The following is a 14,303-nucleotide window of genomic DNA, read 5'->3' on the forward strand; positions in this document are numbered from 1 at the left end:
ATCCACGTCTTGAACACCGCCTTCGTTGAAGGAAGACGTGGATGGTCGGGACAGGCCCTACCATGACGATGAAGCGCGATCAGCCCCTCAGCGTCGCGCCGTAGCGCTTGCCGATCTCGGCGACGATCTTGCTGCCCACGGCCTCGATCTCGGCTTCGGTCAGCGTCTTCTCGGTCGGCTGCAAGGTGACCGCGAGCGCGACCGACTTCTTGCCGGCCTCGACGCCCGCACCCTCGTAGAGATCGAAGACACCGACATTGGCGATCAGCGCGCGATCCGTACCCTGCGCCGTCTTGACCATGTCGCCGGCCGCCACCGCCTTGTCGACGATGAAGGCGAAATCGCGCGTCACCGGCTGGAAATCGGAGAGCACGAGCTTCGGCTTGACCTTGGTCGGCTTGGCCTTGGGCAGCGGCAGCGCATCGAGATGGATCTCGAAAGCGACCAGCGGACCCTTCACGTCAAGCGCCTTGAGGATCTTGGGATGGACCTCGCCGAAGGCGCCGATCACGCCCTTGGGGCCGAACTGCAGCGTGGCCGAGCGGCCGGGATGAGCCCAGGACGGGCCGCCCGCGACGATCTGGAGGCCGCCGGTCGGGACGCCGAGCCCCGAGAGCAGGCCGAGCACATCTGCCTTGGCGTCGAACAGGTCGACGGTTTTTGCGCCGCCATCCCAGTGGCGGCCGGTACCGTCGAGGCGGGCGGTGCCACGGCGCAGGCCGGTCGCGGCGATGAGCTGGCCTTCCGGCTCGTCGCTCTTGAAGACCTGCCCGACCTCGAACAGCGCCACATCCGGGAAGCCGCGATCGGCATTGCTCTGCGCGGCGCGGATCAGGCCCGGCAGCAGCGAGGGCCGCATATCCGAGAGATCGGCGGCGATCGGGTTGGCGAGCGCCAGCTTCGGCGAACCGCCGCCGAAGAGCTTCGCCTGATCATGCGAGATGAAGGACCAGGTCACGGCCTCGACGAGGCCGCGCGCCGCGAGGGTGCGCTTGGCGGTGCGGGTGCGCTTCTGCAGCACGGTCAGCACCGGCTTGACGACCTCGCCCTTGATGCGCGGCAGCGGCGTCGAGGCGACGCGGTCGAGACCGGCGATGCGGACGATCTCCTCGACGAGATCGGCCTTGCCGCCGACATCGGCTCGCCATGACGGGACTGCGACCTTCACTCGATCACCGGCGCCCGAGACTTGGAAGCCGAGCGAGGTGAGAGCCTCCTGCATCTCGGCCTGCGGCAGTTCGAGCCCGGTAAGGCGCTTGACCTCGGACCAGGGGAAATCGATCGCGGCGGGGCTGGCCGGCAGCTCGCCCACGAATTCCACCTCGGAGGCTTCGCCGCCACAGAGCTCGATCACCATCGCGGTGGCGAGATCGAGGCCCGGCCGGGCGAAATCGGGATCCACGCCGCGCTCGAAGCGGTAGCGCGCATCCGAATTGATCCCGAGCGCGCGGCCGGAGCGGGCGATGTTCAAGGGGTCCCAGAGCGCGCTCTCGATCAAGACGTCGGTGGTCGTCTCGCTTGAGCCCGAGGCTTCGCCGCCCATGATGCCGGCAAGCGATTCGACGCCGTGCTCGTCAGCGATCACGACCTGCTCGTCGGTCAGCATATAGGTCTTGCCGTCGAGCGCGAGGATGGTCTCGCCCGCCCTGGCGCGGCGGACGGTGAGGTTACCCTTCACCTTGGCGGCATCGAAGACGTGGAGTGGCCGGTTGCGGTCGAGCGTCATGAAATTGGTGATGTCGACTAGCGCGTTGATGGGCCTGAGGCCGACGGCGCGCAGACGCGCCTGCAGCCAATCCGGCGAGGGGCCGTTCCTGACGCCGCGCACGAGGCGCAGCGCGAAGGCCGGGCAGAGCTTCTTGTCCTCCCCGGCGAAATCGAGCGTGACCTTCACCGGGCACGGGAAGGAGCCGCCGATCGGCTGGACGGCTGAGCTCTTCAGCTTGCCGAGGCCGGCGGCAGCGAGATCGCGGGCGATGCCGGCGACGCCGAGCGCATCCGCCCGGTTCGGCGTCACCGCGATCTCGATCACGGCGTCGTCGAGCCCGGCATAGGGGGCGTAGGGCTGGCCGACGGGCGCGTCCGCCGGCAGTTCGATGATGCCGTCATGATCGTCGGAGAGTTCGAGCTCGGCTTCCGAGACCAGCATGCCGTTCGATTCGATGCCGCGGATCACGCCCTTGCCGAGCGTGACCTTCTTGCCGGGGATATAGCTGCCCGGCGGCGAGAACACGCCCTTCATGCCGGTGCGGGCGTTCGGCGCGCCGCAGACGACCTGCACGGGTTCGCCGGCGCCGGTATCGACCATGCAGACGCGCAGACGGTCGGCATTCGGATGCTGCTTCGCCTCGATGACATAGGCGATGGTGAAGGCCTGGAGCGCGGCGGCGCGATCCTCGATCGCCTCGACCTCGAGGCCGACGCGGGTCAGGGCATCAGTGATCTCCGCAACGGAGGCGTCGGTGTCGAGATGCTCTTTGAGCCAGGAGATCGTGAATTTCATCGGGCTATCGGGTCAGTATCTTCGGATCAGTCGGAAATCTTAGTGCTGGCCGCCGACAAGGTCGGGGCCGTGTCGTTGAGCCTGTTGGCGCCGTCGGTACGGATTTTCATGGCATTGCCGCGCCAGCTCACCTCGCCGCCGATGAAGGCATAGGCCCAGATGCCGGGAAAGGCGATGTCGCGTGCCAGCATCGCGAAGGGCGAGCGCCAGTTCAGGAACCAGCCAACGCCGGCCGAGAGCAGGATATCGCCGGCATACCAGACGAGCAGGACGAGGAGCGGCGCGAGCCCGGCCGACAGCCCCAGCGTCGAAGCGCCGAAGGCGGCCAGTATGGCGGCAAGGAAAGGCGTGGAGAGGATTTCCAGCGCGAAGAAGGGCAGGAAGGTCACGCGCCGCAACCGCGCCCAGCGGAACTGGCGCTGCACGACGTCCCTCAGTCGGCGCCGGCCCAGCGGCTGCTCGAAAGGCTGGCCGACGAGATGGACCTGCCGGCCGGTATTGCGCACCAGCTTGGTCGAGGCCGCATCCTCGGCGATCTCGGCGCCGAGCGCGGCGATACCGCCATTGGCGTCGAGGAAGGGCTTGTTCCAGAGCATCGACTTGCCCTGTGCGAAGCCGAGGCCAAGGGCCTCGCCGACATATTGCCAGCGCGCCTGGAAGGCGTTGAGGAAGGCGCATTCGACTTCGGCGCCGAAGCATAGCGGCCGGGAACCGGCCGGCGTCGAGCAGACGAGACCGGTCGCGGGCTGCCACGCGGCCAGCATGCGCTGAATGTAATCCTTGGGCATCAGCACGTTGGAATCGGCGAGGATGACCCAGTCGGTCTGTGCCGCCTCCCAGCCGCGCACGCAGTTATTGAGCTTGGGGTTAGCGCTGACAGGCACGTCGCCGACGATCAGGCGGGCCTTGTCGGCACCATAGATGCCGACCAGTTCCTCGATCAGCGGAATGATCGGATCGTGGGCGTCGGCGACGCAGAAGATCGTGCTGTAGCGGGGATAGGCGAGCTCCAGCCCCGAGACCGCCGTCTCGCGGCTGAAGGCCTCGATGCCGCGCACCGGCCGGACGATCGTCACTTGCGGCAGTTCGTCGAGCAGGGCGGAGCGCTGCAGGGGCCGGCGCAGCCGCCAGAACGCGATGGCCTGACTCGCCAGGTTCATCGCGACCAGCAGCACGGCGATCACCGCCGCCCAGCCCGCAGGCGTCATCGTGCCCTCCCCTGCGCGGTCGATGCCGTCATGAGGAGAGGCCGCCCGTCAGCGTCGGCAGATCGAGCGGGCGGAAGCCGTAATGGGCAAGCCAGCGCACATCGGCCTCGAAGAAGGGGCGCAGGTCCGGCATGCCGTATTTCAGCATGGCGATGCGGTCGATGCCCATGCCCCAGGCGAAGCCCTGATAGACCTCGGGGTCGAGCCCGCAGTTCCTGAGCACGTTCGGATGGACCATGCCGCAGCCGAGAATCTCCAGCCAGTCGTCGCCCTCGCCGAAGCGGATTTCGCCGCCCTTGCGCGAGCACTGGATGTCGACCTCCATCGAAGGCTCGGTGAAGGGGAAGAAGGACGGGCGGAAGCGCATCTTCACGCCGTCGATCTCGAAGAAGGACTTGCAGAACTCTTCGAGGATCCACTTGAGGTGGCCGAGATTGGCGGACTTGTCGATGACCAGCCCCTCGACCTGATGGAACATCGGGGTGTGGGTCTGGTCGGAATCGTTGCGATAGGTCCGGCCCGGGCAGATCACCCGGATCGGCGGCTGCTGTGCCAGCATGGTGCGGACCTGCACCGGCGAGGTATGCGTGCGCAGCAGCTTGCGCTCGCCGTTCTCATCGGGCGCGAAGAAGAAGGTATCGTGCATCTCGCGGGCGGGATGGCCGACCGGGAAGTTCAGCCTGGTGAAGTTGAGGTCGTCGGTCTCGACATCCGGGCCTTCGGCGATGGCGAAGCCCATGTCGCCGAAGATCGCCGTGATCTCGTCGATGACCTGGCTGATCGGGTGGATGCGGCCGCGCGCCTCCGGGCCGTCCTGAACCGGCAGCGAGACGTCGACGCGCTCGGAGGCGAGCCGGGCTTCCAGCGCAGCCTCGCCCAGTGCCTCCTTGCGGGCGGCGATCGCGCTCTGGACACGGTCGCGCAGGCCGTTGATCTGCGGGCCCTTCTCCTTGCGCTCGTCCGGCGTCATGCCGCCGAGCGTCTTCAGCAGCGCCGAGATCGAGCCGGACTTGCCGAGGGCGCCGATGCGCACATCCTCGACGGCGGCTTCATCGGCGGCAGAATCGATCGCGGCGAGGACGTCGCGTTCCAGGGTGGCGATATCGGTCATGAATTCAGTCGCAAGCGTTTGAAGGCGTGGGAACGGGCGCGTTCTAGCGGGAACGGCCGGGTTATGCCAGAGCGAAGCGACGCTTTGCCGAACCGGCTCAGCATGGCCGATGCCGATGCAGGAGGATGCCTTGCCCGACAACACCCGCCAGAAGGAATCGCCCTCCTACCGGATGGCCGCGCTCGACCCGGATTTCATCCTCGGCGATTCGATGCGCGGTGCGCGCTTCATGCTGGAATACCAGAAGGCGGAGGACAGCCTGAGGGCGCGCGGCGTCGTCTCGACCATCGTCGTCTTCGGCTCGGCGCGGGTGCGCGAGGGCAATCCCTGGTATGAGGCCGCCCGCAGCTTCGGACGTATCGCCTCCGAGCGCGGCGGGGCGCTCCGCGAGGGCGAGGCCGGGCGGCACCACGTCATCGCCACGGGCGGCGGGCCGGGCATCATGGAAGCGGCCAATCGCGGCGCCACCGAGGCCGGCGCGATCTCGATCGGCTTCAACATCACCCTGCCGCACGAGCAGGAGCCGAATGCCTGGTCGACGCCGGACCTGACCTTCCTGTTCCACTATTTCGCGATGCGGAAGATGCATCTGGCGATGCGGGCGGTGGCGCTCGTCGTCTTCCCCGGCGGCTTCGGCACGCTCGATGAACTCTTCGAGATCATGACGCTGGTCCAGACCGGCAAGATGGGGCCGGTGCCGATCGTGCTCTACGATTCCGGTTACTGGAAGGGCCTGCTCAATCTCGACCGCATGGCCGAGGCCGGCTTCATCCGGCCGGACGACCTCAAGCTGTTCGCTTACGCGGATTCGCCGGAGGAAGCCTATGACCGGATCGTCGAAGGCGCCGGCGAAGGCTGGAACCCGCCGAAGAACGGCAGCGTGCAGACGTAAACTCCCAATAAGAGGCGCGGGATCCCCTCTCCTGTAAGGAGAGGGGTAGGGGTGAGGTGTAGGTCCCTGGACCAGTTCGCCAAGCCCCTTCCGCAGCAACCGTCAGGTCAACAGCCAAAGCGTCCAACGGCCGACACCTCACCCTGCCCTCTCCTTACAGGAGAGGGTTCCCCGCGCTGTCCGCACTTCTTTCGGCACGAGATTCTCGGGTCTGCGCTTCGCTCCGCCCGAGAATGACGACAGAAGGCTTCCGCCCAAAAGAAAAAGGCCGGCGTCACCGCCGGCCTTTTCCAATTCAGCACTGCAAGGCTGCTCAGGCAGTGGTTGTTACGCAGCCTTGGCCTCGGCGCCCAGCACGCCCTTGACCGTCTCGACAACCGCAGCGAACGAGGCTGCATCGTCGATGGCCATGGCCGAGAGGGTCTTGCGGTCCAGCTCGATGCCCGACTTGATCAGGCCGCCGATGAAAACCGAATAGGTCAGGCCGTGCTCGCGCACCGCAGCGTTGAGACGCTGGATCCAGAGCGCGCGGAACGAGCGCTTCTTGTTCTTGCGGTCGCGATAAGCGTACTGCATCGAGCGATCGACGGCCGCCTTGGCGGCGCGGATCGTATTCTTGCGGCGGCCATAGAAGCCCTTGGCGGCCTTGAACGTCTTCTTGTGCTTGGCGTGGGCGGTAACGCCCCGTTTCACGCGAGCCATGTCATGATCTCCGGTGTATCAGGTGGCGTCAGCCGTTGGGGAGGAAGAACTTCTTCACGTTGGCAGCATCGCCCTCGAAGAGGGTCGTGGTGCCGCGGTGATTGCGGATCTGCTTGTTGGTCCGCTTGATCATCCCGTGACGCTTGCCGGCCTGGGCGTAGAGCACCTTGCCGGTACCGGTGATCTTGAACCGCTTTTTGGCGGCCGATTTGGTCTTGATCTTGGGCATTTCAGCTCCTCAATGGTCGAGGCTTCGCGTCTTTCGAGCGCGTCGCCAATGTCTTGCTTTCGGGAAGCAAAGCACGATCGCCACGGCAGCCCTTATCAGCCGGGCGATCGAAGGCCGGGCCTATCGCAGAAAACGGCCGCTATTGCAAGTGCGAAGCCGGCAATGCCCGGCGAGGTTTCCCCGTTCCGGACTTCAGGCGGCTTCGCAGACCAGCGTTTCGCGCCGCGCGTCGAGCAGGCGGCCATAACCGATCAGCACGACCAGCAGCGCAGCGACACCCGCCCCCACCGAGATCCAGAAGCCGCTCTGGGCACCATGGGCGTCGATCAGGATGCCCGCAGCCGAGGCGCCAGCCGCCATGCCGATACTGATGCCGGTCATCGCCCAGGTCATGCCCTCGGTGAGCTGACGCGCCGGCACCAGGCGCTCGACCAGCCCCATCGCGATGATGATCGTCGGCGAGACCGCCGCGCCGGCCATGAAGAAGACCAGCGCCAGCGAATAAAGTCCGGTCACGGCAAGCAGCGGCAAGGTCGTCGCCGCCGCCAGCGCGATCGCCGCAAGGAACTGCATGGCGAGCGAAACCTTGAGCCGCAACGCCCCGAAGACGAGGCCGACGATCAGCGAGCCCGTCGCGTAGACCGCCAGAGGCAGGCTCGCTGCGGCTTTCTGTCCCTGCGCTTCCGCGAAGGCGACGGCGGTGATCTCGGCCGTGCCGAAGATCGCACCGATCGCGATCATCACGAGCACGACGATCTGGATACCGCCGACGCCGATGACCGAAGCACCGTCCGCCGCGACATCACCGCGAACCGGCGGCTCGCTGCGCCTCTGCGCGCAGAGCAGGGGCACGCCGACGACGAGGAAGATTAGGGCGGCGAGCGGCCCGGCCTCGGGAAACAGGCTGACGCTGAGCCCGATCGCGACGATCGGCCCGACGATGAAGATGACCTCGTCGACCACCGATTCGAAGGCGAAGGCCGTGCGCAATTGCGGGGTGTCGCGATAGAATTCGGTCCAGCGCGCCCGGACCATCGCACCGATGCTCGGCATCAGGCCGGCGAGCAGCGCGAAGACGAAGAGCAGCCAGCTCGGCGCACCGGCCCAGGTCGAGAGCATCAAGCCGCTGAGCGCGAGCGCTCCGGCGGTGGCGGCCGGCATCAGCACGCGGCGCTGGCCGTAGCGGTCGACGAGACGCGAGACCTGCGGCGTGATCAGCGCGCTGGCGAGCGCGAAGGTCGCGGCGACGGCGCCGGCGATCGCATATTCCCCACGCCGCTCGGACAGCATGGTGACGATGCCGAGCCCGACCATGGAAGCCGGCAGGCGGGCGATGAAGCCAGCGGATGAAAAGGCCAAGGCGCCGGGCGCCTGAAAGATTTCGCGATAGGGGTTAGGCATGGCTCGAACCGTGATTGCGGACATACGCCGCGTATGTAAGTGACTGCGTAATTGCATACACCTCGTATGTCAATTAACATACGGGACGTATGTGATGGAGGTATGATGGCCCGCCGAGTTCGTGCCGACATGATCGCGGAGACCCGCGCCAGCCTGATCGCCGCCGCCCGCGAGGCGTTCGGCACGGTGGGCTATGCGGCCGCCTCGATGGACGAAATGACGGCTGCAGCCGGGCTGACGCGCGGCGCGCTCTATCACCATTTCGGCGACAAGAAGGGGCTGTTCGCGGCCGTGATCGACCAGATCGACGCGGACATGACCGTCAGGCTGCGTGCCGTCTCCACCAGGGCCCCGGATCGCTGGACCGGGTTCCGCGACGAATGCGCCGCCTATCTCGCCATGGCGCTGGAACCGGAAATGCAGCGCATCATGCTGCGCGACGGCCCGGCCGTGCTCGGCGATCCCTGGAGCTGGCCGATCCAGAACGACTGCATCCGGATGATGGCCCGGAGCCTCGACTGGCTCGTCGCCGAAGGCGTTCTGGCGCCGCTGGATCCGGAGGCGGTCGCGACACTGATCTTCGGCGCGACCCAGCATGCAGCGCAGTGGATCGCCCATGCGCCCGATCCGGAAGCGGCCCTCAAGGGCGCCACAGACGCCTTCGACGCGATGCTCGACGGGCTGCTGCGCAAAGCGACATGAAAAAGGGCGCCGACGGCGCCCCTTTTCTCGATCCGTATGCGATCGCGGGTCTCCCGCGCCTCAGCGGGGCGCGAGCACCATGACCATCTGGCGGCCTTCGAGCTGCCAGTCGCTCTCGACCTTGGCGATCTCGGCGGTATCCACCTTGACGCGCTCCAGCACCTTCACGCCGAGGTCCTGATGCGCCATCTCGCGGCCGCGGAAGCGCAGGGTGACCTTCACCTTGTCGCCTTCCTCGAAGAAGCCGTGCATGGCCTTCATCTTCACGTCGTAGTCGTGCTTGTCGATGCCGGGGCGCAGCTTGATTTCCTTGATCTCGATGGTGCGCTGCTTCTTGCGCGCCTCCGAGGCCTTCTTCTGCTCGAGAAAGCGGAAACGACCGTAATCGAGGATCTTGCAGACCGGCGGAACGGAGTTCGGGGCGATCTCGACGAGGTCGAGACCGGCATCCTCGGCAAGCTTCAACGCATCGAAAAAGGATACGACACCACGGTTGGCGCCGGTATCGTCGATGAGCTGAACCTCGCGAACGCCGCGGATGTCGCGGTTCGAGCGGGGACCTTCCTTGGTCGGGGTCGGGGCTGCGCGGTAGGGACGACGAATGGGGTGTTCTCCTGTATTTGGCGCGCGTCGCGCCGTTGTTGCAGACACATTGCACAAAGATGCGCGATGTCAATGCATGACACCGCCGCGGCAGGCATTCGCCCGCGCTCGGATCAACGCCCCAGCAACGCGCAATAGACGTCCAGGGTTTCCGCGACCATCGCCTCAAGCGAGAAATGCCGCTCGACATGGACGCGTGCGCGCCGTGCCAGCGCATCGCGCGCGGAGGGGCGCAAAGCCAATGCCTCGTTGAGGCCGGCGGCCAGCGCTGCGGCATCGCCGGGCGGCACGCGCCAGCCGGTGCGCTCGCCGGGCTGGACCTGCGGCGGCGCCAGCACGGTTTCCGGCACGGCGCCGAGATCCGAGACCACGACGGGCGTGCCCATCGCCTGAGCCTCGACCGCAACGCGGCCGAAGGCTTCCGGATCGGTCGAGGGCACCGCGACGACCGCAGCCGAGAGCATCGCCGCCGGCATATCCGCGCAATGGCCGACGCGCTTCACGCGGCCTTCCAGCCCGGCCTTGGCGATCAGCGTGTCGAGCTCCTTGACGTAGCCGTCCCTGCCCTGCGCATCGCCGGCGAGGATGAAGGCGGTATCGGTATCGCCGCCATCGCGCATCAGACGCGCGGCCTCGATCAGCACGCGCTGGCCCTTCCAGTTGGTGAGTCGGCCGGGCAGCAGCACGATGCGCTGATGAGGCTCGACGCCCCAGGCCTTGCGCAAGGCCTGGACCCGCTCCGCACCGACGGCAGCAGGCGCGAAGGCCGAGAAATTGGTGCCGCGATTGACGACCCGGACCCGGTCGCCCGCCACCGGATGCTTCGCCTGGATCAGGCCGGCCGTGTAGTGGGAATTGGCTATGACGACGTCGCCGCGCGCCATCACCGAGTTATAGAGCGTCTTCACCGCCGAGCGGCTGTTGTAGGAGCCGTGATAGGTGGTGACGAAGGGCAGCTTCAGCAGCCGCGCCGCGCCGAGCGCGACCCAGGCCGGGGCACGCGAGCGGGCATGGATCAGCTCCACGCCCTCCTGCCGGCAAAGCTGCGCTAGCTTGCGGATGTTGAGGAGCATGGCGACCGGGTTCTTGGAGGCGGCCGGGAACGGCAGCCAGACCCCGCCCTTGGCCTGCAATTCGGCGACGAGGCGCCCACCTTCGGTCGCGACCAGCGCGCGGGCACCGGCATCGGTCAGACCCTTGGCGATATCGACGGCGGTGCGCTCGGCCCCGCCGGCTTCCAGCTCGGGAATGATCTGCAGGATCGTCCGCCCCGCCAGCGGATGCGTTTCGGTCGACGGCAGCGAAAGATGGGCACCCGGTTGGAAGGACATGCTCGCTTGATCTGGACTTTCGTGAACAGGGGCGAATATGCCCCTATCGGTTAGGCGTCGCAGCCTCTAATCGCCGCGGCACCCTGATTCGTCACAGGAGATTTGCCTTGGAGCGCCAGCCGCCGCAATGGCTCGAAGTCGGGGACGCCCCGTCGAAGCGCCGCCTCGCCTATCTCCTGCAGGAGGGAACGGCTGCGCCGGTGGTCTGGCTCGGCGGCTTCCGCTCCGACATGCGCGCGACCAAGGCCGAGGCGCTGGCCGACTGGGCCAAGGGGGCCGGTCGCGCCTTCCTGCGCTTCGACTATGGCGGCCATGGCGAGAGCGACGGCGACTTCGGCAGCTTCACTCTGTCGGACTGGCTCGCCGACGCGCTGGCGGCGATCGAAAGCCAGTGCCGGCAGCGCCCGATCCTGGTGGGTTCCTCGATGGGCGGCTGGATCGCGCTGCTCGCGGCGCGCAAGCTGTTCGGTACGCCGCTCCAGCCGGCAGGCCTCGTCCTGATCGCCCCGGCCGTCGATTTCTCCGAAGAGCTGATGTGGGCGCAGATGCCCGATTCGATCCGCCGGACGATCCTCGACGAAGGCGTCTGGCAGCGGCCTTCGGAGTACTCGCCCGAGCCGACGCCGATCACCCGCGCCCTGATCGAGGACGGGCGCCGGCACCTGATGTTCGGCGGCGAGATCAGGGCCGGCTGCCCCGTGCATATCCTGCAGGGCATGCGCGACCCCGACGTGCCCTGGCGCCAGGCGCTGAAGCTCGTCGAGCATCTCAGCGGCGATCCGGTCGTGCTGACGCTGATCAAGGACGGCGACCACCGCCTGTCCACGCCGGACGATATCGTGAGGCTGCAAGCGGCGGTCGCGGGAATCGCGACCGCGCCCTGAGGAGGGGAGAGGCCGGCGTCAGTGGACGCTGACCATCCTCAGATCATGCTCCCAGGCATTGGCGGTGGCAGCCTCGCGCGAATCCGTGACGAGGATCGGCGCGCCGTCGGCCGAGAGCAGAGTGAAGAGCTGCAAGCCGGACTCGATCTTCGGCGCCTGCGGGAAGATCCGCATCAGCTCGTCCGAGCTCATCGACTTGATGTAGGCGACCTCACCGGCGCCGAGCGCAGCGAATTCCGCAGGGGTCAGCGGGTTGGTCTGGATGAGATTCCTGTCCTGTTTCATCGCGCCCTCCTTCAGAGCAGTGCGAATGCGGTTCTGATACTGCGCCTTCAATTATGAACAGATGCGAAAACCGCTGGCCGCATCCTTCAAAGCCGGACGGGATTCCGCCCTCTACTCGCGGCTCATGATATCGATACGCCGGATGAGCCGTTCCGGTTCCGGCCTGACCAGATCGATCGCGAGCAGGCCGTTCGACAGATCGGCACCGAGGACCTGCATGCCGTCGGCCAGCAGGAAGCTGCGCTGGAACTGACGAGCGGCGATGCCGCGGTGCAGAAACTGGCGATTCTTGTCGTCGCTCTGGCGCCCCCGGATCGTGAGCTGGTTCTCTTCCAGCGTGATCTCGAGCTGCTCCCGGGCGAAGCCCGCGACGGCCAGCGTGATGCGCAGGCGATCAGGCTCGTCCTCCGTCCGGGGCAGCCGCTCGATATTGTAGGGCGGGTAACCCTCGCTCGCGCCCTTGGCAACGCGATCGAGCGCACGCTCGATATCGTCGAAGCCGAGCAGGAACGGGTGAGACAGGCTAGGCGTACGCGTCATCTTCCAGGCCCTCGAAAGGCGCCTCATGAACATCGGGACCCGCCGCCGGGCAGCATCCCGCAGGCGAAAGGCGAACCCTTCCGCTTGAGCAAGATATGGCGAAGCGCAGGGAGTGCTTCAAGGGGAGCGGGGCCGATAGGGGCCGTCCGAGCGGTCGAGCCCGGAACCTATGCACGCGCCACGCCCGTCATGGGGTGCTTGTCCCGACCATCCACGTCTTCGTCCTGCAACGCGGTGTTCAAGACGTGGATCCCCGCCACAAGGGCGACCATGACGGTGCGGGCAAATCGTCGATGTCCGGAAGAAGAATGGTACAGCCACCCCGGCTTGAACGGGGGACCTCTAGATCCACAATCTAGCGCTCTAACCAACTGAGCTATGGCTGCCCAAACACAGGCTTCGCGACCTGCCGCCGAGGCGGGGGGTCGTCAGCGGCGCGGACCCTAGTGCCGACGCTCCGCTTTTGCAACCGCGTAATTCAACTCCGGCCATGGAATTTCGGCACCGCCTTCGCAGGCGCCGAAATGGGCCGTTCGATCAGTCCTTGCGCAGGGCGGCGTTGGCGGCGCGCGCGAGCTCCTTGAGGTGCTCCGCATAGGATTCGTAGCTGCGGCGAACCGCCTTGGCCTGCAAGGCGATCGCCTCCGAGGCGCTGTTGCTGCGGGCCAGCGTCTGCGCGTCGCCCAGCGTCGCCTCAAGCTCCGCGCAGGCATGATCGAGCATGCGGGCCTGCAAGGCGCCGAAGGCCCGCGCCATTGTCAGCGCCTGGCTCATCGCGGTCGCGGTGACGACGGCAGCAGCCTCGGGCGGGCGCGGCAAAGGCAGCGAATCGAGAGACGCAGGCGGCGGAGGCGGCGCCTTGGCGGCCGGCGCCGGGGTGGGTTCCGCCAGCTTCGCGACGGGGGCAACCGGGGCGGCCGCGACAGGCGCCGGCGTGGTAGCCACGGGCTTGGCAGGTGCCGATTCGCCAGCGGCCGGCTTCGCTTCGGAGGCCACTGGCTTGGACACGGCTGCCGCAGGCCTGGCGGCCTTTGCCGCAACCTTCGGCCCCGCAACCTTCGTCACCGGCTTTTCGATCCGGATCTTCACCGGCGCCGCCTTCTTCGGGGCGCTCGCGAGGGCTGGCTTGCCGACCGGGGCCGGCTTGGCCGCAGCAACGGGGGCCGGCGACGGCGCGGGAGCGGCGACCTTGACGGGCGCAGGCTTGGCGGGAGCGGGTTTGGCCGGGGCAGTCGCAACAGGCTGCGCGGGGGCTGTAACCTTGGGCTTCTCAGGTGCCGCGGCGGATGGCGGCGTCGCGGCGGGCGCGGACGTCAGCGCCTTCACCGGGGACAGGCTGACCGGAACCTTGGACTTGGTCCGGGTCGGAGCAGGCTTGACCATGACAGCTCTCCTTCAGCGGCAAACGGCGAAGGCCGGACGCATGGTCCGGCCAAACAGCAATGACGGCGCCATGCGGCGCCGAATCAGGCGCCTCAACGGCCCTTGGTCGCCTTGCTGACGGTCTCGGCGGCCTTGGTCGCGGCGTCCTGCGCGGCGGTGCCGAGATCCTTGATCTGGCTCTGGAGCGCGGCGACCTGCGACTTCAGGAAGTCGGACTGGTGCTGCATCACCTCGGTGAGGTCCTTGGACTTCACCAGCTTCTGGGCGAAATCGAACGCGGCCGCGACATTGTTCTCGGCATAGGAGATCGCCTTGCGGGTCGCTTCCTGGGTGTTGGCGCGGGCGCTCTCGGCCGAGCCATGGGCATTGTCCACAGCCTTATGGGCAGCGCCCATGAAGCCGTCGAACGCCTTGCGGGCCTGCTCGACGCTGCGCTCGGCGAACTCGCGCATTTCGGTGGGCACTTCATAAGGCAGCTTGCCGTTCATCGAATCCTCCTGTCGAGTGACGATCCATCCCTAGATCATTG

15 protein-coding genes and 1 tRNA gene are annotated in these 14,303 nt (G+C 67.0%); 3 read left to right on the forward strand and 13 right to left on the reverse strand.

Annotated elements, in window-relative coordinates:
• Positions 1-79: 79 nt before the first annotated feature.
• From pheT to pheS, 3 genes are read right to left on the reverse strand one after another with little or no spacing between them, the layout of a single operon-like run.
• Positions 80-2,503, reverse strand: coding sequence for a phenylalanine--tRNA ligase subunit beta (gene pheT, locus OCUBac02_RS18245; RefSeq protein WP_173047662.1), 2,424 nt, complete (start codon positions 2,501-2,503; stop codon positions 80-82).
• 26 nt (positions 2,504-2,529) lie between these two features.
• The gene (locus OCUBac02_RS18250; RefSeq protein ID WP_173047664.1) at positions 2,530-3,711 is read right to left on the reverse strand and encodes a ceramide glucosyltransferase; all 1,182 of its coding nucleotides are present in this window, start codon (positions 3,709-3,711) and stop codon (positions 2,530-2,532) included.
• A 28-nt stretch (positions 3,712-3,739) separates the two neighbouring features.
• Entirely contained in the window at positions 3,740-4,822 is a 1,083-nt protein-coding gene (gene pheS, locus OCUBac02_RS18255) for a phenylalanine--tRNA ligase subunit alpha (protein ID WP_173047666.1), read from the reverse strand.
• A 115-nt stretch (positions 4,823-4,937) separates the two neighbouring features.
• On the opposite strand from pheS, the gene OCUBac02_RS18260 reads away from it, so the two are divergent.
• A complete protein-coding gene (locus OCUBac02_RS18260) occupies positions 4,938-5,714 on the forward strand; it encodes an LOG family protein (protein WP_173049678.1) in 777 nt (258 codons plus the stop codon).
• A 327-nt stretch (positions 5,715-6,041) separates the two neighbouring features.
• Here the strand turns inward: OCUBac02_RS18260 and rplT are convergent, their stop codons facing one another.
• The 3 genes from rplT to OCUBac02_RS18275 all read right to left on the reverse strand — a co-directional run bounded on the left by rplT (position 6,042) and on the right by OCUBac02_RS18275 (position 8,046).
• Entirely contained in the window at positions 6,042-6,416 is a 375-nt protein-coding gene (gene rplT / locus OCUBac02_RS18265) for a 50S ribosomal protein L20 (RefSeq protein WP_047575636.1), read from the reverse strand.
• A 28-nt stretch (positions 6,417-6,444) separates the two neighbouring features.
• Positions 6,445-6,645: a 50S ribosomal protein L35 gene (gene rpmI / locus OCUBac02_RS18270; RefSeq protein WP_047575639.1), complete on the reverse strand. Its 201-nt coding sequence runs from the start codon at positions 6,643-6,645 to the stop codon at positions 6,445-6,447.
• 192 nt (positions 6,646-6,837) lie between these two features.
• Complete coding sequence (locus tag OCUBac02_RS18275) at positions 6,838-8,046, reverse strand: MFS transporter (RefSeq protein ID WP_173047668.1); 1,209 nt, start codon at positions 8,044-8,046, stop codon at positions 6,838-6,840.
• A gap of 105 nt (positions 8,047-8,151) precedes the next feature.
• Here OCUBac02_RS18275 and OCUBac02_RS18280 point away from each other — a divergent pair, with 105 nt between their 5' ends.
• On the forward strand, positions 8,152-8,748 hold the full coding sequence (locus tag OCUBac02_RS18280) for a TetR/AcrR family transcriptional regulator (RefSeq protein ID WP_173047670.1): 597 nt from the start codon (positions 8,152-8,154) through the stop codon (positions 8,746-8,748).
• 60 nt (positions 8,749-8,808) lie between these two features.
• Here OCUBac02_RS18280 and infC read toward each other — a convergent pair whose 3' ends face one another.
• Together infC and OCUBac02_RS18290 are read right to left on the reverse strand one after the other, a co-directional pair.
• Positions 8,809-9,351, reverse strand: coding sequence for a translation initiation factor IF-3 (gene infC, locus OCUBac02_RS18285; RefSeq protein ID WP_047575650.1), 543 nt, complete (start codon positions 9,349-9,351; stop codon positions 8,809-8,811).
• 113 nt (positions 9,352-9,464) lie between these two features.
• Positions 9,465-10,682 carry a glycosyltransferase family 4 protein gene (locus OCUBac02_RS18290; protein ID WP_173047672.1) on the reverse strand — a complete coding sequence of 406 codons (1,218 nt, stop codon included), beginning with the start codon at positions 10,680-10,682 and terminating at the stop codon, positions 9,465-9,467.
• A gap of 107 nt (positions 10,683-10,789) precedes the next feature.
• Between OCUBac02_RS18290 and OCUBac02_RS18295 the strand changes: the two genes are divergently transcribed.
• The gene (locus tag OCUBac02_RS18295; RefSeq protein ID WP_244638977.1) at positions 10,790-11,566 is read left to right on the forward strand and encodes an alpha/beta hydrolase; all 777 of its coding nucleotides are present in this window, start codon (positions 10,790-10,792) and stop codon (positions 11,564-11,566) included.
• An 18-nt stretch (positions 11,567-11,584) separates the two neighbouring features.
• On the opposite strand, the gene OCUBac02_RS18300 is transcribed toward OCUBac02_RS18295, so the two are convergent.
• The 5 genes from OCUBac02_RS18300 to OCUBac02_RS18320 form a co-directional block, all read right to left on the reverse strand.
• The gene (locus tag OCUBac02_RS18300) at positions 11,585-11,851 is read right to left on the reverse strand and encodes a BQ00720 family protein (protein WP_047579571.1); all 267 of its coding nucleotides are present in this window, start codon (positions 11,849-11,851) and stop codon (positions 11,585-11,587) included.
• Between the two features lie 111 nt (positions 11,852-11,962).
• Positions 11,963-12,391, reverse strand: coding sequence for an Hsp20 family protein (locus OCUBac02_RS18305; protein ID WP_047579573.1), 429 nt, complete (start codon positions 12,389-12,391; stop codon positions 11,963-11,965).
• A 309-nt stretch (positions 12,392-12,700) separates the two neighbouring features.
• A tRNA-His gene (locus tag OCUBac02_RS18310) sits at positions 12,701-12,777 on the reverse strand.
• A 151-nt stretch (positions 12,778-12,928) separates the two neighbouring features.
• Positions 12,929-13,774 carry a phasin family protein gene (locus OCUBac02_RS18315; protein ID WP_173047674.1) on the reverse strand — a complete coding sequence of 282 codons (846 nt, stop codon included), beginning with the start codon at positions 13,772-13,774 and terminating at the stop codon, positions 12,929-12,931.
• Positions 13,775-13,866: 92 nt separating this feature from the next.
• Positions 13,867-14,262: a phasin gene (locus OCUBac02_RS18320; RefSeq protein ID WP_052232505.1), complete on the reverse strand. Its 396-nt coding sequence runs from the start codon at positions 14,260-14,262 to the stop codon at positions 13,867-13,869.
• Positions 14,263-14,303 lie beyond the last annotated feature (41 nt).

This window comes from Bosea sp. ANAM02 (assembly GCF_011764485.1).
In the GTDB taxonomy this organism is placed as follows: domain Bacteria; phylum Pseudomonadota; class Alphaproteobacteria; order Rhizobiales; family Beijerinckiaceae; genus Allobosea.

Coding starts and splice junctions, on each gene's coding strand:
- pheT (WP_173047662.1), bottom strand. CDS start 2,503: ATGAAATTCACGATCTCCTGGCTCAAAGAGCATCTCGACACCGACGCC.
- OCUBac02_RS18250 (WP_173047664.1), bottom strand. CDS start 3,711: ATGACGCCTGCGGGCTGGGCGGCGGTGATCGCCGTGCTGCTGGTCGCG.
- pheS (WP_173047666.1), bottom strand. CDS start 4,822: ATGACCGATATCGCCACCCTGGAACGCGACGTCCTCGCCGCGATCGAT.
- OCUBac02_RS18260 (WP_173049678.1), top strand. CDS start 4,938: ATGCAGGAGGATGCCTTGCCCGACAACACCCGCCAGAAGGAATCGCCC.
- rplT (WP_047575636.1), bottom strand. CDS start 6,416: ATGGCTCGCGTGAAACGGGGCGTTACCGCCCACGCCAAGCACAAGAAG.
- rpmI (WP_047575639.1), bottom strand. CDS start 6,645: ATGCCCAAGATCAAGACCAAATCGGCCGCCAAAAAGCGGTTCAAGATC.
- OCUBac02_RS18275 (WP_173047668.1), bottom strand. CDS start 8,046: ATGCCTAACCCCTATCGCGAAATCTTTCAGGCGCCCGGCGCCTTGGCC.
- OCUBac02_RS18280 (WP_173047670.1), top strand. CDS start 8,152: ATGGCCCGCCGAGTTCGTGCCGACATGATCGCGGAGACCCGCGCCAGC.
- OCUBac02_RS18290 (WP_173047672.1), bottom strand. CDS start 10,682: ATGTCCTTCCAACCGGGTGCCCATCTTTCGCTGCCGTCGACCGAAACG.
- OCUBac02_RS18300 (WP_047579571.1), bottom strand. CDS start 11,851: ATGAAACAGGACAGGAATCTCATCCAGACCAACCCGCTGACCCCTGCG.
- OCUBac02_RS18305 (WP_047579573.1), bottom strand. CDS start 12,391: ATGACGCGTACGCCTAGCCTGTCTCACCCGTTCCTGCTCGGCTTCGAC.
- OCUBac02_RS18315 (WP_173047674.1), bottom strand. CDS start 13,774: ATGGTCAAGCCTGCTCCGACCCGGACCAAGTCCAAGGTTCCGGTCAGC.
- OCUBac02_RS18320 (WP_052232505.1), bottom strand. CDS start 14,262: ATGAACGGCAAGCTGCCTTATGAAGTGCCCACCGAAATGCGCGAGTTC.